Source organism: Pseudomonas sp. 910_23 (assembly GCF_052850795.1).
The window spans coordinates 167,582-185,819 of the sequence record NZ_VXCZ01000005.1 but is presented as its reverse complement, the minus strand read 5'-3'; the positions used below and the strand labels follow the sequence as shown (position 1 = coordinate 185,819).

The window sequence follows — 18,238 nt, the reverse complement described above, 5'->3', positions numbered from 1 at the left end:
TTTCAGAGGTAAACAACAATGCATAAATACCCCGTCTCCATCAGCCTTTCCAGCTACGGCGCCGACCTCGTCCGCCAGCAGGGCCAATTGAGTTTTGTCGCATTACTCAACGCCGCGGGTGCCCAGCGCATCGAATGGCGTGAAGAATTGCTGACCCTCGAACAACCCGCCGAACTGGCCCAAGCTGCCGCTGAACAGGGCCTGGAATCGGTCTTTTCCTCGCCCCTGGAGCTCTGGGTCGCTGGCCGCGCCCAGCCCAATCCAGAACTCGCGGCAACCCTGGACCGCGCTCACGCCTTCGGTTCACGCTGGCTGAAAGTCTCCCTCGGCTACTTCACCGACACCAACGACCTGGAAAGCCTGCACGCCCTGCTCAACCGTCACCCGGTCAAGCTGCTGGTGGAAAACGACCAGACTCTGCAAGGCGGCCGGATCGAGCCCATGCAACGGTTTTTCACCGAAGTCGAACGCCTGGGCTTGCCGGTGAAAATGACCTTCGATATCGGCAACTGGCAGTGGCAAGACCAGTCCGCGCTGACCGCTGCACGCCTGCTGGGCCGGCATGTGGATTACCTGCATTGCAAGGCCGTGGCCCGTCGCCCGGACGGCAAGCTGGTGGCCTTGCCACCCGGCGCCACCGACCTGCATCTGTGGGAACAACTGCTCAAGCATATGACTCAAGGTATTACGCGGGCGGTGGAATTTCCGTTGCAGGGCGATGACCTCGTCGAGGTCACTGCGCAACAGGTCGCCACCCTCGCCTGCCTTGGCCAACCCCGCGTGGAGAATGCGCATGTCTGAGATCGATATCCTGTCGTTTGGTGAAACCATGGCGATGTTTGTCGCCGAGCAGACCGGCGATCTGGCCCAGGTCGCGCAGTTTCACAAACGCATTGCCGGCGCCGACAGCAATGTCGCCATCGGCTTGTCACGCCTGGGGTTCAACGTGGCATGGCTGAGCCGAGTAGGTGACGACTCCCTCGGGCGCTTTGTGGTCGACACGCTGGGCAAGGAAGGCATTGATTGCCGCCATGTGGCCGTCGACCCGTTGCATCCCACCGGGTTTCAGCTCAAGTCGCGCGAAGAGGCCGGCGCTGATCCCCAGGTCGAGTACTTTCGCAAAGGCTCGGCGGCCAGCCATTTGTCCATCGCCGATATCAGCCCTGCGTTGTTGCAAGCCCGCCATCTGCACGCTACCGGGATTCCGCCGGCATTGTCCGATGCCACCCGTGAACTCTCCTTCGAACTGATGACGCAGATGCGCAACGCCGGGCGCAGCGTGTCGTTCGACCCGAACCTGCGCCCTTCGCTCTGGGCCAGCCAGGCGCAGATGATCCGCGAAATCAATGCCCTGGCCGCTCTGGCGGACTGGGTGTTGCCGGGCCTGGGTGAAGGCCGCCTGCTCACCGGTTTCGAGGATCCTGCGGATATCGCTGCGTTCTACCTCGACCAGGGCGCCGAAGCCGTGGCGATCAAGCTCGGCCCCGAAGGCGCCTATTACCGCACCCAGATGGACCAGGGCTTTATCGCCGCAGTCAAGGTGGAAAAAGTCGTGGACACCGTCGGCGCCGGCGATGGTTTTGCCGTGGGCATGATCAGCGCCTTGCTGGAAAACTCAAGCTTCCCCGAGGCGGTGCAACGCGCTAACTGGATCGGCAGCCGTGCCGTGCAGAGCCGTGGCGATATGGAGGGTTTGCCGACCCGCGCCGAATTACCCACTCGATCCGTTGCATAGCCCATTACCTGTTGCCACAACTACAACAAGCTCAGGAGCAACCCCATGGAAACCGTGAAACTCGCCACCCGTCGTTGGTGGTACATCATGCCTATCGTGTTTATCACCTACAGCCTGGCCTACCTGGACCGCGCCAACTACGGCTTTGCCGCCGCCTCCGGGATGGCCGAAGACCTGATGATCACGCCCGGCATGTCTTCGCTGCTCGGTGCGCTGTTTTTCCTCGGCTACTTTTTCTTCCAGGTACCGGGAGCAATCTATGCGCAAAAGCGCAGCGTCAAAAAACTGATCTTCGTCAGCCTGATCCTCTGGGGCGGCCTGGCGACTCTGACCGGCGTGGTGTCCAACGCCTATATGCTGATCGCCATCCGCTTCATGCTCGGGGTGGTCGAAGCCGCGGTGATGCCAGCCATGCTGGTGTACCTGTGCCATTGGTTCACCCGTGCCGAACGCTCGCGGGCCAATACCTTCCTGATCCTCGGCAACCCGGTGACCATGCTGTGGATGTCGGTGGTCTCGGGCTACCTGGTGCAGCATTTCAGCTGGCGCTGGATGTTCATCATCGAGGGCCTGCCGGCGGTGTTGTGGGCGTTTATCTGGTGGAAACTGGCGGATGAAAAACCCGCCGACGCCAAGTGGCTGAGTGAGCAGCATAAAAAAGACCTGGAAACCGCCCTCGCCGCCGAACAGGTGGGCATCAAAGCGGTGAAGAACTACGCCGAGGCGTTCCGTTCGCCCAAGGTGATCATCCTCGCCCTGCAATTCTTCTGCTGGAGCATCGGCGTGTATGGCTTTGTGCTGTGGCTGCCGTCGATCCTCAAGGCCGGCTTGCAGATGGACATGGTCGAAGCCGGCTGGCTGTCGGCGCTGCCGTACCTGGCGGCGGTGATCGGGATGCTGGTGGTGTCCTGGGGCTCGGACAAACTGCAAAAGCGTAAGCGCTTTGTGTGGCCACCATTGCTGATTGCGTCCATCGCCTTCTACGCGTCCTACGTGTTGGGTGCCGAACATTTCTGGTGGTCCTACACCCTGCTGGTGATCGCCGGTGCATGCATGTATGCACCCTATGGCCCGTTCTTTGCCATTGTCCCGGAAATCCTGCCGGCCAACGTCGCCGGTGGCGCCATGGCGCTGATCAACAGCATGGGCGCGCTGGGCTCGTTTGGCGGCTCGTACCTGGTGGGCTACCTCAACAGCAGCACCGGCTCGCCTGGCGCTTCGTACCTGTTGATGAGCGGCGCGCTGCTGCTGTCGGTGGTGCTGACGATTTTCCTCAAGCCCGGCGCGAGTGACCGCTCGCCGGTGCCAACCCTGGAGTTGAAGGTAAAAACCTCATGAAAAAGTCTGTTGTGTTGTACAAGAAACTGTCCGCGCCGCTGATGGCCCGCCTGCATGAGCATGCCGAGGTCACGCTGATCGATGCACTGGATGAGACCGGCCTGGCCAAACTGCGTGATGCACTGCCCAGCGCCCATGGTCTGTTGGGTGCAAGCCTGCGCCTGGATGCCCGTTTGCTCGACCTGGCACCCAAGCTGGAAGCCGTGGCCAGCGTCTCGGTCGGGGTCGACAACTACGATATCGACTACCTGACCCAACGCGGCATTCTGCTCAGCAACACCCCGGATGTGCTCACCGAAACCACCGCCGACACCGGCTTTGCGCTGATCCTGGCGACCGCCCGGCGTGTGGTCGAGTTGGCCGACATGGTGCGTGCCGGCCAATGGAACAAGAACATCGGCCCGGCGCATTTCGGCAGCGATGTGCATGGCAAGACGTTGGGTATCATCGGCATGGGCCGCATCGGCGAAGCCTTGGCCCAGCGTGGGCATTTTGGCTTCGGCATGCCGGTGATCTACCACAGCCATTCGCCAAAGCCTGCGGTGGAGGCGCGCTTTGGCGCGCAGTACCGAAGCCTCCAGGACTTGCTCAAAGAGGCGGATTTTGTCTGCCTGACCCTGCCGTTGACCGCCGAAACCGAGAAGCTGATCGGCGTCGAAGAGTTCGCACTGATGGGGCCGGAGACGATCTTTATCAATATCTCCCGCGGCAAGGTGGTGGACGAGGCGGCGCTGGTCGAAGCGTTGCAGCAACGCACCATCCGGGCGGCGGGGTTGGATGTGTTCGAGAAAGAACCGCTCAGCCACGACTCGCCGTTGCTGCGCTTGAACAACGTGGTAGCCACGCCGCATATCGGCTCGGCCACCCATGAAACGCGAGAGGCGATGGCCAAGTGTGCGGTGGATAACCTGTTGCAGGCGTTATCAGGCGAGCGGCCACAAAACCTGGTGAACCCGACCGTCTGGAAACAGTGAGCCCCTGTGGGAGGGGCTTGCTCCCGATGGCGGTGGGCCAGCCAGCTTAAATGTCACTGCCCCACCGCCATCGAGGGCAGGCCCTCTCCCACATTTGATTGCATTTCAAATATCGACCTCAACTAACAATGGTCGAGAGCGCTGACTCACATTGCCTGCTAGATCCATTAGCGCGTAATAAAATGAAAATTGCCCGGACCCTGTACTACGTATGACAGTGGCTGTCAGGAGGTAGGTGTTACCGAACTCCCTCAGCGGCACGGTTTCCAAAGGAACACCGTCGGACCGGTCCCAATAGAGTCTCATGGAGTCTCCTGGCGCCCAACCCTCTGGATCCTCAAATGAAAACAACACCCCGCCGTTATCATCAAGATAACCGGATGTGACTTTACCATCGGGCAAATCAGCAGGAGGTTTGGGTGCTGGTGGCGCTCCAGATGAGTAATGAGGCGTCAAATCAATGATGAACTGCTTTTTAGGCGACGGCTGCGCCCCATTGAGCTGCTGACTCAGGTGATGAACACCTTCTGTGGCCATGCGAACAGGGAGAATGAACTCAAACGGTGGACTCTCAGGCCCTATGTCATGCTCAACCCTTCTCTCAAAGATGGGCGTTTGCGCGTCATCCATTAGAACGCTAAGCACATCATCCCTATACGCTTGATTAACTTTGCATTCAAATCGAAAGCCTTTGCTCGCATCAACGACGGAAATCAATCCCTCCGGGTTCAACTCTCCAGGAATAACAGGCGCGGGCAGTAATTTTTCAGAGCCTTTTTGATTCTTTGCGGAAACCATACTCCACCTCATCTTTGTGGTTTGAATGAGGTCCCGAGTAATACCGCTCGCTGTACGGTAGCGTCTACTGTCAACATTGACAGGTAGTGCCCGGCAGCAGCCAGTTCAGCGAACTATCAAAACCGGCCACTGACAGAGATGTTTGCCTGCCTTTCAGGTCAGATTACAAACCGCGCCACCATCCCATTCAAATCCACCGCCAACCTCGACAGCTCATGGCTGGCCGCGCTGGTCTGGTTGGCGCCCGCCGCCGACTGGGTGGCGAGGTCGCGGATGTTGACCAGATTGCGGTCCACCTCGCGGGAGACCTGGGCCTGTTCTTCCGAGGCGCTGGCAATCACCAGGTTGCGTTCGTTGATCAGGCTGATGGACTGGGTGATCTGCTCCAGGGCCACGCCGGCAGCACGGGCCATTTCCAGGGTGGTCTGGCTGCGTTGGTTGCTTTGCTGCATGGACTGCACCGCTTCACCGGTGCCATTCTGGATGCCTGCGACCATCTTCTCGATTTCCTGGGTTGACTGTGCGGTACGATGGGCCAGGGCCCGCACTTCATCGGCAACCACCGCAAAGCCACGCCCGGCCTCACCGGCGCGGGCGGCTTCAATCGCGGCGTTAAGCGCCAGCAGGTTGGTTTGCTCGGCAATCGCACGGATCACGTCGAGGACCTTGCCGATATCCCGACCTTGAGTGGCCAGGCCTTCGATCATCACGGCGGTGTTTTGCACATCCTGGGTCATGGTCTGGATCGCGCCGACGGTGTCCATCACCCGGTCGCGGCCGTCGCGCGCCGCCTGGTTAGACTGCCCGGACGCTTCGGAGGTGGAGACAGCATTACGCGCCACTTCCTCTACCGCTGCGGTCATTTCGTTGACCGCCGTGGCGGCCTGGTCGATTTCATTGTTCTGTTGCTGCAGGCCACGAGAGGCTTCCTCGGTCACCGCACTCAGCTCTTCTGCCGCCGAAGCCAGCTGCGTGGCCGAGCCGGCGATATGCTGGATGGTCTGGCGCAGGTTGGCCTGCATGCTCGACAAGGCACTGAGCAAGCGCGCAGGTTCATCCTTGCCATCATCCGCGAAGGTTTTGCTGAGGTTGCCGGCGGCGATGGTCTCGGCAACTTCCACGGCTTTGCGCAATGGCGTGACGATGCTGCGGGTCAGCAGCCAGGCCAACAGCACCGTGAGCAATGCGGCCACCACCGACACTGCCACCACACCGGTGATTGCGCCCTCATAACTTTGCCCAGCCGCCGCGTCGGCGGTTTTCGCATCGGCGGCATTGAGGGCGATCAGCTTGTTCAACTGCTCACCCATCTGGTCGGTGCCGTCCTTGATGCGGCTGTTGATCAGCGCGCGCATTTCATCGACCTTGCCTTGCTTGGACAGCACCAGCATGTCGGCCTGAGCCTTCAGGTAGTTATCCAGCGTCACGCTGAAGGTCTTGTACACCACCGCCTCTTGCTCGCCCATCGGTAGCTGGACGTAATGGGCCTGGGCGGCCTTGACCTTGTCGGTTAGCACGCCGATGCGGGTTTCGGCTTCCTGCAAGGCAGTCGGTTCACGGTTGACCAACACCCGGAACGACAGGATGCGCATGCGCAGTACGTTTTCAGTGATGTTGCCCAGGGACGTCACGCTGGGCAGCTGGGTGGCGCTCATGTCCACGGAAGACTGCCGGATCTGCGTCATGCGGTTGACTGCAAACACCCCCAGGATGACCACTAACACTGCAATGAAGGCAAAACCGAGAAACGCTCGAGGGGCGATATTCAGGTGACGAAGGGACATAGGGCTGCTCTCAGAAGTAGTGTTTGCGAGCGTCCCTGCCGCGAAACGATCTGTCAGCGTCAACGCGCCGGCCAGACCTTGGCCACCACTGTTGTCGTTGTAATGTGGGCCTATATTCACTATCGGCCGGGACAGGGTTTTTGCGCAGGGTCTTTATTAATATTTTTTTACACTTCTGACGACTGACGGTTTCTGGCATTCTTCGCCTCCATTTTCCGACCCGAGCCATCATTTTGTCTGACGCTCAAGCCCCTCGCCCGCGCTATAAATCCGACCTGATCTACGGCCTGGAAGACCGCCCGCACTTCACCGCCGCGATATTTGCCGCCCTGCAGCACGTCTTGGCCAGCTTCGTCGGCATCATCACCCCGACCCTGATTGTCGGCGGCGTGTTGGGCCTCGAAAGCGAGGTGCCGTACCTGGTGAGCATGGCGTTGTTCGTCTCTGGGCTCGGCACCTTTGTGCAGGCACGCACGTTCGGACCAGTGGGTTCGGGCCTGTTGTGCCTGCAAGGCACCAGCTTTTCGTTTATCAGCGTGATTCTCAGTGCGGGCTTTATGGTCAAGGCCCGGGGCGGCGGCACCGATGAAATCCTGTCGACGATCTTTGGCATCTGCTTTTTCGCCGCGTTTATCGAGGTGCTGCTGAGCCAGTTCATCGGCAAGCTGCGCAAGCTGATCACCCCGGTTGTGACTGGCACCATCATTACCTTGATGGGCCTGTCACTGATCAAGGTGGCAGTCACCGACATGGCCGGCGGCTATGGCGCGGGCGACCTGGGCGCCGCCAGCAATATGGGCCTGGCGGCGCTGGTGCTGCTGACCATCGTGGTGCTCAACCGCTTCAACAACCCGTTCCTGCGTCTGGGTTCGATCGTGATCGGCCTGACGCTGGGCTTCGTGGTGGCGTGGTTGCTGGGCCGTGTGGATATGGCCGCCCTGCCCCAGGTGCCGTTGATCAGCGTGCCGGTACCGTTCAAGTACGGTTTCTCGTTCGACTGGGTGGCGTTTATCCCGGTGGCGGTGATCTTCCTGATTTCGCCTCTGGAAGCCGCCGGTGACCTGACTGCCAACTCGATGATTTCCCAACAACCGGTCAAGGGCCCGCTCTATATCAAGCGCATCAAGTCCGGCCTGCTGGCCGACGGCCTCAACTCGGCGATGGCCGCCACCTTCAACAGCCTGCCGATGGTGACCTTCGCCCAGAACAACGGGGTGATCCAGCTGACCGGCGTGGCCAGCCGCTACGTGGCGTACTTTATCGCCGGGCTGCTGGTGCTGCTGGGGTTGTTCCCGATGATCGGCGCGGTGCTGCAACTGATGCCCAAACCAGTACTTGGCGGCGCGACCCTGATCATGTTCGGCACCGTAGCCGTGGCCGGGATCAAGATCCTCGCCGAAGCCGGCCTGCACCGGCGCAATGTGCTGATCGTGGCGATTTCCCTGGGGATGGGCCTGGGCGTCGCCGCAGTGCCGGAAGTGCTGCGCGATTTGCCCAAGGCGCTGCACAACATCTTCGAATCGCCGATCACTGTGGGCGCGTTCTGTGCAATCCTGCTGAACATTTTCCTGCCCGAAGAGTTCATAGAGCTGGAAGAAGATGAATTCGATCCGGAGTCCTCTACCCTCAAGGTCATGCAGGACCCGGACGTCACGAAACAGTAGGAGCACTTTTATATGCGCAAGCTCATGGTTCTTTCGTTGTTGTTGCTGAGCTTGAGCGCCTGCGCGCTGTTCCCCAATCGCGACCCGGTGAATATCAACGTGGTGGGCATCGAGCCCCTGCAAAGCCAGGATCTGGAAGTGCGCTTTGCCGTGAAGCTGCGGGTGCAGAACCCCAATGAAACGGCAATCGACTACAACGGCGTGGCGCTGGATCTGGAAGTCAATGGCCGGCCGTTGGCGTCCGGGGTAAGTGACCAGGCCGGCAGCATCCCACGTTTTTCCGAGACGGTGCTGATGGTCCCCGTGAGTGTTTCGGCGTTCTCGGTGTTGCGCCAGACCCTGGGCCTGAGCCAGACCCAAAGCCTGAATAACCTGCCCTATGTGCTGCGCGGCAAACTGGCGGGCGGATTGTTCGGCACCATGCGCTTTGAAGAGCGTGGCACTCTGGATTTGCCCAATACCGCCACCTGGTGATGCGCGAGTGATCTGATCCAAATCTGCGAAATGCAAGCTCGCGCCTACAAAAGCCTTGGGTTGACCCGGTTCAATCAGTGATGTAGCGCACGCCTGACTTGGCGCGCTCGTCCACCACCAATTCAAAAATATCCGGCCGAGCGTAATGCCCCACTACGTCGTAGTCGTAGCGTGCCCGCACCAGATCATCTGTATTGATCTGCGCCGTCAACAAACCCGCCTCCCCCAGCAACGGCCCCGCCAAAATATCGCCCATGGGCCCGACGATCACGCTACCGCCGGCAATCAACGGGCGCTCCGCCGGCCAGTTGGCAACTTCCACACCCAAGGCCTGCGGTGATGCCTGCACCTGGCAGGCGCTGACCACAAAGCAACGGCCCTCATGGGCAATATGGCGCATGCTCACCTGCCACATCTCGCGCTCGTCCACTGTGGGCGCACACCACACCTGCACGCCCTTGGCATACATCGCCGTGCGCAACAGCGGCATCATGTTTTCCCAGCACACCGCCCCGCCGATACGCCCGGCAGCCGCGTCAATCACCGGCAAGGTTGAGCCGTCGCCCTTGCCCCAGATCAGCCGCTCAGTGCCGGTCGGCATGAGTTTGCGGTGCTTGGCGACCAAACCGCTCGACGGTTCGAAATACAGCACCGTGCAATACAGCGTGCTGCCACTGCGCTCGATCACGCCGAGCACCAGGCTCGCACCGGTACGCGCCGATAACCCGGCCAGCGCCTCGGTCTCCACGCCCGGCACGTCGATGGCATTGGCAAAGTACCGCGCAAAGGCTTCACGGCCCTCGGGCAGGCGATAGCCCAATTGCGTGCCGAAGCTTTCGCCCTTGGGATATCCCCCCAGCAACGCCTCAGGCATCACCACCAACTGCGCGCCACTGCGCTGTATTTCATCTTCATAGGCCAGGATCTGCGCCAGGGTTTGCGCTTTGCCGCCAGGCAAGGAGCCGATTTGCAGGGCTGCGACGATCGATACGGGCATTGTGCTCACTCCGGTAATAAGGGTTGCCCATTCTCCGGCCAGACTCGATCATGAATAAAGCCCACCTCAGTGCTAAATGATATGAGCCAAATGAATATCGCCCAGGTTGACCTGAACCTGCTGAAAACCTTCGAAGCCCTGCACGACGAGTCCAGCGCCAGCCGTGCTGCATTGCGCCTGGGCGTTACGCAATCGGCAATCAGCGCCGGTTTGCGGCGTTTACGCGAACTATATGGCGACCCACTTTTCGTACGCACCGGCCGCGGCCTGGCGCCAACCCTGCGGGCCAATCAGTTGAAACCGGTGATCAGCGAGGCATTGGACCGCTGCCGACAAAGCCTGGCGATGATCCACCCGGATAACCCGCATTATCAGGGGCGATCGGTGGTATTAGGTCTGTCAGACGATTTCGAAATCGCCTACGGCCGGCAGCTGATGGACGCCATTGCGCAGCGCCTGCCGAAACTGCGGGTGATCTTTCGCCAGACCCACAGCCAGATCGTTGCGGCTGCCCTGCTCGACCGCAACCTGGACCTGGCCATTACCGCCGGCGGGTTTGCCGAGCGCAGGCTGAGTCGGCAAGTGCTGGGCGAAGGTGACTACCGTTGCCTGGTTGACCCAGGCAGCCTGGCGCCCGGTCAGCAAGGTATCGAGCTTGCAGAATTCATCGCACGCGACCATGTGCTGGTCTCGTCAGGCGGGTTTATCGGTATTACCGATGAAGGGTTGGCGGCGCAGGGCTTGAGCCGCCAGGTATGTGCGTCCACCAGCCACTTTGCGGCGCTGCCGTACCTGCTCAAAGGCAGCGCGGCGGTGGCGACGATACCCGGTCATGCGGCCCAAGCGATTGCGCAGATGACCGGCTTGCGTGTGCTGCCCTGCCCGCTGGCGCTGCCGCACTACCCGGTGGAGTTGGGCTGGTGTACCCAGGCCCAGCTTGATCCGCTGCTGCTCAAGGTTCGCGAGGCGATCGTGGCGTGCTTTATTTCGCCGCTGCCATCAGCTTGTTGACTTCACTGCGCACCATGTTGGAAAACTCCGGCGGCGACATGCCGTCAAGTTCGGCGCGCACCCACTCGGCCCATTTTCCCTTGCGCTTGGCGCGCTCGCCGAACAAACGGGCGGCTTCGCCCTTGGCTTTGCCCAGGTTGGTTTGCCACAGGTCGTAGAGGCGCGACTTTTCGTCTTCCAGCTCGGCGCGTTCGGCGAGGGTCTTGTTGGCGAGATTGAAGCTCATGTTGAATTACCTGCTGCACAAATGACTGACATCTTACACTGTAGGCCCAAAGGGCCTGATCCCCATTGTGCCGCAAATGGACGGCTCGCAAAATAACTGCAACTTTTGCCGCTGCCCGATACTCCATTGTTCACTGTCACATTCACTTGCAAGGAGTCACACATGGCCCGCAAAACCGCCGCCCAAGCCGTCGAAGAACAAATCAAGGATCAAGCCTTCAGCGAACTGACCGCGCTGATCGAAGAATCGGACAAACTGCTCAAAAGCAGCGCATCCCTGGTAGGCGAGGAAGGTGAAACCCTGCGCGAGCAGGTTGCCATCAAACTCAAGCAAGCCCTGGATTCGGTGTCCAGCGTCCGTGAGCGCAGCAAGCCAGTCGTGGACGCCACCGAGACCTACATCGGCGGTCATCCATGGCAGACCGTGGCCATTTCCGCAGGCTTTGGCCTGGTGGTGGGTCTGCTGCTGGGTCGCCGTAACTGATCAGCACGGGCTGCGCCCATGGCGCAGCCTGTTTCACCCCGCCGCCAGTTCTCGCAGTTGCCGAAGGTCCTGCGCGTCAAGCTCTATGCCTGCTTCCTGCGACTTCGCCCGTGTGCGATGGCGCCGATCCCCCGGTAATCGCCGTAACCCCGCCGCATGCATCTGCCGCACCAGTTCCTGGCTGCGCTCGGCAAAGCTTTGCCCGGCGGTTTTGCGCGGATCGATCACTATCAGTAATTGGCCGGTCCAGGGCGTACGCGCTCCCGGATGATCGGCCCAATTGAATTCGAACGAAAAATTGCCGCCTGTCAGTGCCGCCGCCAGCAACTCGACCATCATCGACAACGCCGACCCCTTATGCCCACCAAATGGCAACAGCGCGCCCCCCTCCAGAATGGCTTTCGGGTCCTGGGTCGGCTGGCCCAGGCTATCGACGCCCATGCCTGGTGGGAGCCGTTCGCCTTTGCGCGCGGCGATCTGCACGTCGCCATGGGCGATGGCGCTGGTGGCCAGGTCGAACACAATCGGCGCGCCATCGGCCCGCGGCGCAGCAAACGCGATGGGGTTGGTGCCGAACAACGGGCGATCAGCGCCATGGGGTACGACGCAGGTCATGCTGTTGACCACACTGAGTGCAACCAGCCCTTCTTCGGCGAAAGGTTCGACGTCCGGCCACAAGGCCGCAAAGTGATGGGAATTGTGGATAGCCAGTAACGCAATGCCGGCGCTGCGGGCCTTGCTCACCAGCAACGCACGCGCGGCCGCCAGAGCGGGTTGGGCGAACCCATTGGCGGCGTCGACCCGTACGAAGCCTGACGCGACGTCGGTCACGATCGGCACGGCGGCGCCATTGACCCAACCGCTGGCCAGGGTCGAGAGGTAACCCGGGATACGAAAAATACCGTGGCTATGAGCGCCATCACGTTCAGCGCTGGCGCAATTGTGCGCAAGGATCGCCGCCACTTCTGGCGAGGTGCCGTGCCTGACGAAAATCTGTTGGAGCACCCCCACCAACTCAGTGAAGCTGATGAAGGCCGTGACAACTGTCGGAGACTGCGCAGACATTTGAAGCTCCATTTTTATGATTGGAAGGGGCAACGAATGGACATCCAGGCCGTCGATTAAACACCACCTGCAGCGCTCACTGTCAACTTACGACGAGACTCAATAGTTACCCCCGCCAGTCATCGGTGCCTGCCTACCCTGTGTCTTCCTAATTCACGCTGGAGACAGGCGATGACCCGTGTCACCCCGCCCTATTTTTTCGACGAGTTCCTGCTACCCGTCAATCGCTCGACATTGAGCGAGCGCGAACGCGCCCTGGGGTTCACCGTCAAGGATCTGGAATGGCTGCACGGCGTGTATTACGCCAGCGACGTCAGCCGTCAGGATACCCGCCTGCAAAGCCCGCCCATGCGTGTAGAAAAGCTATTGATCAATGTGTCGGGGCAGGTTGCGATCCCACTCGCCGGCGCGTTTGTGATGAGTTCCACGCCCGACGGTGCCAAGGCTCTGCTGTACACGCTTTATGGCGGTATCCAGGTGTTTGACAGCCATGCCTCGCTGCTTGCCGAGGTCAGTCAGGCGTTGGCTGATTCGGTACAGCGCGTGGAGTTGCTGAGTTTTCTGTCGATTGCACAGCGCAACAGTCTGCCGGCGGATAGCGTTCTGACACTGAGCACTTCGCCGGTCCTGGGTGCGGTCATGCAAGACCAGGAACAAACCCTGCAGGCCTGCCAACGGGCCAACGTGCAGTCAATGCTTGAGCACTTGCAGAAGACCCCGACCTTGTCCGCCATGCTCGACACATTGCTCGGCATCATGGCGCACCCTCATTTCCCCGGCCTGGATCAGCGGCAAACGCAAGTGAACTGCTTTCTCCAAAGCCCGACGGATGCCGATCGACGCTGGATCGACTCCCTGTCGTTACGTGATGCGTTATTGCAGTTCTATGTCAAACATGCCTGGCCCTTGGGGCAAACTCGCGAATTCATCAACCCCAAGCACGTCACCAGCCACTTCACCCAGCCCCAGTTGCAACAAGACCGCGAGTATTGGGACACGCTCATCGAACAAACCTCCGGTACGCTGTCCAAATTGCTCGAGAGCCTGCTACAGACCTACTGGAACGAAGACATCGACAGCGGCACCTCACGCCTTGACCTGTTCGCGCAAATCCTGGCTGACAAGTTCCGCCTCGATGTGCTGCTCAAGCGCCAGAACGGCATCCTCAGTACTGACGAAAGCCATATGCTCCAGGCCCTGTTCCTCAGCGACCAGGGCGCTCGCAGCACCTACGCCGCCAAACTGAGCGTGGAAAAAGTGCGCATCTACGCGCCCTACCAGCACTACGTGGAACTGGCCAGTACCCTGATGCTGCATGACAGCCATGCCTACCTTTACACCCAATCCCGTGGCTTGCAGGTACTTAAGGATCTGGACGATCTCAAAGACACGCTATTGACCATGCTCACCGCCGCCGGGCACGAAGATGAACTGCTCAATTTCCTGTCTCTGGACGAGCGCAACACCTTTATCGGCCTGGACCAGATCAACGTTGCCGCACACCCCGTCACCGGGCACGTGTTCACCGACATGATCGAAGACATCGCCGCCAAGCAGACCAGTAATATGAACCATGCCCTGAGCCTCTATCGCAGCAGCGCCGGCCAGGTGGACCTGGAAGCATTGCTCGATTACGCCCTGGACATCCGCACCATGCTCGACAGTCGCCTGGCCGACCTGGACACCGATGGGCGCTGGACAATACATCCCGTCAGCAGCGGCAATGGCCGCCCCTCCACGGTGCAAGCCGAGCGTGCCAAGCTGCACCTGCAACGCCTGCGCGCTGCCCAAGAAGGATTGCAGATCGAGCGCCTTAAGCACCCGACACTGCGCAGCATGGCCACCCTGGCCCTGAACACAGAACTGCAAACCCAACGACTGGACCTCAAGGCCGACGAGATTTATGTCAACACTTACGCGTCCCGCGCCGAGCAGCGTGAGGAGCGCGCGCCTGTGTCTTCGCTGAGCATGGTTGAACATTTCATCGAGCGCCTCGGCCAGAAGAGCAAGCCGCTCCCAGTGTCTTCCAGAACTGGGTTTTACGCAGAACGCAACCAGGGTGTCGCCCTGAAGCTCAATAACATGCCCCTCAAAACCTTCAACAACATGATCGAACGGGTCTTGAACGTGTTTGCCGGCCACGAGATGCGTGAACTCCCGCGCCTGTTCCTGAACAATATCCGCGATAAACACGCGCACTCGATGCTGTTGGGCTTGCGCAGCGAGGCTGAACTGCGACTGCTGGGTAAAACGCTGACGCACCGCAGCAACGCCATTCTTGATGCGGTCCTGCGAACTGACAGCCTGGCGCGCCTGACCCGACATGGGATCAACGGGTTTCTGCCGGATGCTTATGCGCTGGCATTGCACAAGGGTACGTCCGACGCGCTGCTGCCGCTGGCCAATCTGTTTGTACTGACCGAACGTGGCGGCCTTGACCCCAAGAATTCGGGCCAGGCGATCCTATGGACGCCTCGGCGTGGTCATGAGGTTTTTGCGTCGGTCTCGGCCCTGCGCGAGGCGCTCACCCAGCGCCTGGCGCATCCGATCAAACGACTGTCGCTACTGGAGAATCTGTCATTGTCCCAGCGCGTGCCTCATCAGGCGTATCGCCTGGCTGCGCTGCAACGTATTGACGATAACCTGCTGGACAATCGCCTGAAAACCTACGGCGATTACGTCATGGACTCGGTGGACCGACTGCTGGCCATGGACTTGCCGGCGCGCGCCGTGCAGGACCGCCTGGATGAGATCCTGCAGATCCCGGCGCCCACCAACCTTGCACGAGCCAAGGCGCTGGCCGATGCCATGGTCACCCAGCAGGCCCTACCCGTGTGGCTGGCAATGGCGCCCGCCAACGAGCAGATCTACCATGCAGAACTGCTTGAGCAATACCACAACAGCGCCCCGGAAGAGGAAGACTACCTGCAGGGCATCCTGTCCCTGCGCGAGCACACCTTTGGCGCCCTGAGCAAGCTGCTCCAGGCACGCTTCCCCGAACACACAATCAGCCCCGATGACGTGCTGATTCCCGTGCACCAGGCCCTCGACATCCATGACTACAGCCTGACCGACTTTGCCTTGCGCCATTTGCCGGACCTGAACAACCAGACTATCGGCCCGCGATCGCGCACCGCCACACCGCTGCCGGACACCCTGGATACCAATGCGCTGGTTCAACTGGTGCGGCAACTGGACTTGAAATCGGTGTACCAAAAGCGATTGCAAACCGAGATGGACACCCGCACGGAAGCTGCACGCAAACGCCGGCGCCTGTTCTGTCGGCAACTGCCATGGCAGGTGTTGCAATACGCCCACGAGCAACATCTGCAAGAACGCCTGTCAAACAAGGCCTTGGGCTTGGTCCAGCAGGTGTTCGACATGCCTGACGGCCTGGCACGTGCGGCGTTGAAGGGCGTATCGACGCTGATCCGGCCCGTTGAGCTGGTGGCGACTGCAGGCGCTACTGCCGCCAAGGTATTGGGCATGTACCTGATCAGCCCTGGAAGCAAAGAGGCCGGTCCGGTAGTGCTCTATGCGCCCTACAGTGAAAACCACGTGCTCAAGCAATATGACAACGAGCAAGCGCTGCTGGATGAAGTGGAGCGACCAGGGGAACTGCAGGACTGGGTCATCCAGCACCTGGAAGATCCGCACCAGGCCGTTTACCGCAGCTTGCTGCAAAACAACCTTCATCGCTCTTCGGATATGAGCCTGGCCTCATCTGCAGTGACCGGCAACCTGCTGCACTATTTATTCAGTGAGAACACGCTGATCCTGCTAAAAATGCTCTCCTGCCAGTTCGAAAAAGGCTCCAAGCTGCTTTGGGATAAAGTGGTGGGCGTGTTCGGCAAGGGCATACCCACGGCAGTGCACTTCATGGCGGGCAAACTCGCCTATCCACTTGTGGTCTGGCGCAGCTACCAGTTAGTCAAGCGCTCGGCTGAAGCGCTGCAACTGCACCAGTGGAAAGCCGCGATGAAGGACTTCAGCCTGGCCGTGGTGCAAATGGCCGCCCTGTACAGCGAGCTTGATGGCAGCGAAACCCCACTGCCTGATGACGCTGACCTGGTCGACCTGCCGGAAGGCGGCCTGCCCACCGCCACTGCCCCGAGCCTGCGGGACGTCACCGCCACTTCCCGAACGCGGTTGCAGCGCTTGGAGGGCTACGACATCGCCCTGGAGGACCTTGAGCTGGACACCTCCACCCATGTCTACAAGGATAAGGCGAGCGCCAAGAGTTACGTGCCGCTGGCAGGCAAGGTGTATCCGGTGAAGAAAACCAAGGAGCACTGGCGCCTGGACAACGACGATCAGCAGGGCCCCTACGTCGGTCGCAATGCTGATGGCAAATGGGTAATGGACCTGAGCATACACAAGCCCCGCTTCGGCCAGGCCTGGACGCGGCAAAAAGTGCGACGAGCCGAAAGGCGCGACATCAATATTGAAGCGCAGGGCATAAGGGCGATCGCTGCAGTGTCAAGCTGGAAAGCCCAAGTCATCGACGAAGCCTTGAACGTATCGACTTACTACGCCGTCAACTGCAAGCGCAACATCCATCACTTTGCAGAGCTGCTCAAGCCTGATAGCCGGGTAGGCCTGTTCTTGTGCGACCTGTTCGGCACTCTCAATCTGAACCCGGCCCAAGTAAAGAAAATCGAGGACATCATCGATGGAATACTGGATGAGCTAAGCGACCCCACCTTGATCGGGCCTGACTCAATGCGCTTTGTCAGCGGTGAAAGCGTGAAAGCCCCCACCACTGATTACGCGATGGTGCTTCTCGGTGACAGCGAGCGCAAAGTGTACTTGTTCGAAAGGTTCTTCCATCCAAACCTGGCTGAATACGCCACCATACTGAGTGAACCTTTCGACATGTTCGCCCATGCCAGAGCCTCTACCCTGATCCATGAGCTGACGCATCTGCGGTTCAAGACAGAGGACATTGCCTACCTGCGGAGCCTGGAACCATTCCGAGACCTGATCGATACGGCAAAGCCGGGTGCTCAGGCGGTGAAGACGCGCCAAGATGATTTGCAAACGAGCGGGCTGTCGACGTTGACGCCGGCAACTATGCTATTCAAGGCATGGGATGACATATCCAACACCTGGGAGGATTACGGCTTTTTCACCGCCACCAGCTTCCTCAAACGCAGAGTCCTGAATATCACGGGTGCCAAGACCCTGAATGAGGCCCGAGAAGTTTTCATGAGCAATGTCGACAAGCGTATTGACGTCATTCTATCCAACGCCGACTCAGTCAGTTACCTGATTACACATCTGGGGCGAATGCTGGATGAGGGGGCCTGAGCAGGCCCCCCAACACGTGAATCAATCTTTCTGGTCACGCAGGACATTGCCCGAGGCGCCGTCGATTCGTGCTTCATACACCACGCCGTCGGATTTACGGCCTTTGACTTCCCAGTAGCCGTCGTTATCGGCCTCGGCGGCGTAGACCTCGACATACCCAGCCTTGGTCTTCGCCACTTCAATAGCTTTTTCAATCGGAATCCAGCCCGCACCCGGCTTGTCTGCCAGCGCAGCGCCGGCGCTCAACAGCGCGGTGGTTGCACACAGGGCGGCTAAGGTTTTCTTCAACATTTTCGTACTCCTTGGTAGATGACAGTGTGTTTCCTGATTTTTTAGGCGCGTTTAAACAAGAATAAGTTCCAATTGATATGCAATCGCC

At 60.0% G+C, this 18,238-nt stretch carries 15 protein-coding genes; 9 read left to right on the top strand and 6 right to left on the bottom strand.

The features are described from left to right. Nucleotides 1–18: 18 nt before the first annotated feature. From FW800_RS08005 to FW800_RS07990, 4 genes are read left to right on the top strand one after another with little or no spacing between them, the layout of a single operon-like run. The gene (locus FW800_RS08005; protein WP_446437376.1) at nucleotides 19–801 is read left to right on the top strand and encodes a sugar phosphate isomerase/epimerase family protein; all 783 of its coding nucleotides are present in this window, start codon (nucleotides 19–21) and stop codon (nucleotides 799–801) included. After that, nucleotides 794–1,735, top strand: coding sequence for a sugar kinase (locus tag FW800_RS08000; RefSeq protein WP_446437375.1), 942 nt, complete (start codon nucleotides 794–796; stop codon nucleotides 1,733–1,735). Before FW800_RS08005 ends, FW800_RS08000 begins: the two co-directional genes overlap by 8 nt. 45 nt (nucleotides 1,736–1,780) lie before the next feature. After that, complete coding sequence (locus FW800_RS07995) at nucleotides 1,781–3,073, top strand: MFS transporter (protein WP_032875841.1); 1,293 nt, start codon at nucleotides 1,781–1,783, stop codon at nucleotides 3,071–3,073. After that, nucleotides 3,070–4,047, top strand: coding sequence for an NAD(P)-dependent oxidoreductase (locus FW800_RS07990; RefSeq protein ID WP_446437374.1), 978 nt, complete (start codon nucleotides 3,070–3,072; stop codon nucleotides 4,045–4,047). Before FW800_RS07995 ends, FW800_RS07990 begins: the two co-directional genes overlap by 4 nt. A gap of 105 nt (nucleotides 4,048–4,152) precedes the next feature. Here FW800_RS07990 and FW800_RS07985 read toward each other — a convergent pair whose 3' ends face one another. Then, on the bottom strand, nucleotides 4,153–4,845 hold the full coding sequence (locus FW800_RS07985) for a hypothetical protein (RefSeq protein WP_446437373.1): 693 nt from the start codon (nucleotides 4,843–4,845) through the stop codon (nucleotides 4,153–4,155). Nucleotides 4,846–5,003: 158 nt separating this feature from the next. Further along, nucleotides 5,004–6,629, bottom strand: a complete 1,626-nt coding sequence (locus FW800_RS07980; RefSeq protein ID WP_446437372.1) for a methyl-accepting chemotaxis protein — start codon at nucleotides 6,627–6,629, stop codon at nucleotides 5,004–5,006. 233 nt (nucleotides 6,630–6,862) lie between these two features. On the opposite strand from FW800_RS07980, the gene FW800_RS07975 reads away from it, so the two are divergent. After that, entirely contained in the window at nucleotides 6,863–8,293 is a 1,431-nt protein-coding gene (locus FW800_RS07975; RefSeq protein WP_446437371.1) for a nucleobase:cation symporter-2 family protein, read from the top strand. Between the two features lie 12 nt (nucleotides 8,294–8,305). Further along, complete coding sequence (locus tag FW800_RS07970; RefSeq protein ID WP_446437370.1) at nucleotides 8,306–8,767, top strand: LEA type 2 family protein; 462 nt, start codon at nucleotides 8,306–8,308, stop codon at nucleotides 8,765–8,767. 70 nt (nucleotides 8,768–8,837) lie between these two features. Here the strand turns inward: FW800_RS07970 and FW800_RS07965 are convergent, their stop codons facing one another. Then, nucleotides 8,838–9,764 (bottom strand): carbon-nitrogen hydrolase family protein, encoded by a 927-nt coding sequence (locus tag FW800_RS07965; RefSeq protein ID WP_446437369.1) that lies wholly within the window; start codon nucleotides 9,762–9,764, stop codon nucleotides 8,838–8,840. Nucleotides 9,765–9,854: 90 nt separating this feature from the next. Here FW800_RS07965 and FW800_RS07960 point away from each other — a divergent pair, with 90 nt between their 5' ends. Then, nucleotides 9,855–10,775 carry a LysR substrate-binding domain-containing protein gene (locus FW800_RS07960; protein ID WP_446437368.1) on the top strand — a complete coding sequence of 307 codons (921 nt, stop codon included), beginning with the start codon at nucleotides 9,855–9,857 and terminating at the stop codon, nucleotides 10,773–10,775. Here FW800_RS07960 and FW800_RS07955 read toward each other — a convergent pair. Continuing rightward, nucleotides 10,747–11,001 (bottom strand): hypothetical protein, encoded by a 255-nt coding sequence (locus FW800_RS07955; protein ID WP_003190904.1) that lies wholly within the window; start codon nucleotides 10,999–11,001, stop codon nucleotides 10,747–10,749. The two genes, FW800_RS07960 and FW800_RS07955, sit on opposite strands and share 29 nt — an antisense overlap. Nucleotides 11,002–11,163: 162 nt before the next feature. On the opposite strand from FW800_RS07955, the gene FW800_RS07950 reads away from it, so the two are divergent. Continuing rightward, nucleotides 11,164–11,484: a DUF883 family protein gene (locus FW800_RS07950; protein WP_032875861.1), complete on the top strand. Its 321-nt coding sequence runs from the start codon at nucleotides 11,164–11,166 to the stop codon at nucleotides 11,482–11,484. A gap of 33 nt (nucleotides 11,485–11,517) precedes the next feature. On the opposite strand, the gene FW800_RS07945 is transcribed toward FW800_RS07950, so the two are convergent. Beyond that, nucleotides 11,518–12,549, bottom strand: a complete 1,032-nt coding sequence (locus FW800_RS07945; RefSeq protein ID WP_122733106.1) for an Ldh family oxidoreductase — start codon at nucleotides 12,547–12,549, stop codon at nucleotides 11,518–11,520. Nucleotides 12,550–12,720: 171 nt separating this feature from the next. Between FW800_RS07945 and FW800_RS07940 the strand changes: the two genes are divergently transcribed. Next, nucleotides 12,721–17,859, top strand: a complete 5,139-nt coding sequence (locus FW800_RS07940; RefSeq protein WP_446437367.1) for a dermonecrotic toxin domain-containing protein — start codon at nucleotides 12,721–12,723, stop codon at nucleotides 17,857–17,859. A 21-nt stretch (nucleotides 17,860–17,880) separates the two neighbouring features. Here FW800_RS07940 and FW800_RS07935 read toward each other — a convergent pair whose 3' ends face one another. Next, nucleotides 17,881–18,150, bottom strand: a complete 270-nt coding sequence (locus tag FW800_RS07935) for a PepSY domain-containing protein (RefSeq protein ID WP_032875869.1) — start codon at nucleotides 18,148–18,150, stop codon at nucleotides 17,881–17,883. Nucleotides 18,151–18,238 lie beyond the last annotated feature (88 nt).

Excerpts from the sequence above, each read along its gene's own strand:
- FW800_RS08005 (WP_446437376.1), top strand. The coding sequence starts at position 19 with ATGCATAAATACCCCGTCTCCATCAGCCTTTCCAGCTACGGCGCCGAC.
- FW800_RS07965 (WP_446437369.1), bottom strand. The coding sequence starts at position 9,764 with ATGCCCGTATCGATCGTCGCAGCCCTGCAAATCGGCTCCTTGCCTGGC.
- FW800_RS07950 (WP_032875861.1), top strand. The coding sequence starts at position 11,164 with ATGGCCCGCAAAACCGCCGCCCAAGCCGTCGAAGAACAAATCAAGGAT.
- FW800_RS07980 (WP_446437372.1), bottom strand. The coding sequence starts at position 6,629 with ATGTCCCTTCGTCACCTGAATATCGCCCCTCGAGCGTTTCTCGGTTTT.
- FW800_RS07955 (WP_003190904.1), bottom strand. The coding sequence starts at position 11,001 with ATGAGCTTCAATCTCGCCAACAAGACCCTCGCCGAACGCGCCGAGCTG.
- FW800_RS07990 (WP_446437374.1), top strand. The coding sequence starts at position 3,070 with ATGAAAAAGTCTGTTGTGTTGTACAAGAAACTGTCCGCGCCGCTGATG.
- FW800_RS07940 (WP_446437367.1), top strand. The coding sequence starts at position 12,721 with ATGACCCGTGTCACCCCGCCCTATTTTTTCGACGAGTTCCTGCTACCC.
- FW800_RS07945 (WP_122733106.1), bottom strand. The coding sequence starts at position 12,549 with ATGTCTGCGCAGTCTCCGACAGTTGTCACGGCCTTCATCAGCTTCACT.
- FW800_RS07960 (WP_446437368.1), top strand. The coding sequence starts at position 9,855 with ATGAATATCGCCCAGGTTGACCTGAACCTGCTGAAAACCTTCGAAGCC.
- FW800_RS08000 (WP_446437375.1), top strand. The coding sequence starts at position 794 with ATGTCTGAGATCGATATCCTGTCGTTTGGTGAAACCATGGCGATGTTT.
- FW800_RS07995 (WP_032875841.1), top strand. The coding sequence starts at position 1,781 with ATGGAAACCGTGAAACTCGCCACCCGTCGTTGGTGGTACATCATGCCT.
- FW800_RS07985 (WP_446437373.1), bottom strand. The coding sequence starts at position 4,845 with ATGGTTTCCGCAAAGAATCAAAAAGGCTCTGAAAAATTACTGCCCGCG.
- FW800_RS07935 (WP_032875869.1), bottom strand. The coding sequence starts at position 18,150 with ATGTTGAAGAAAACCTTAGCCGCCCTGTGTGCAACCACCGCGCTGTTG.
- FW800_RS07970 (WP_446437370.1), top strand. The coding sequence starts at position 8,306 with ATGCGCAAGCTCATGGTTCTTTCGTTGTTGTTGCTGAGCTTGAGCGCC.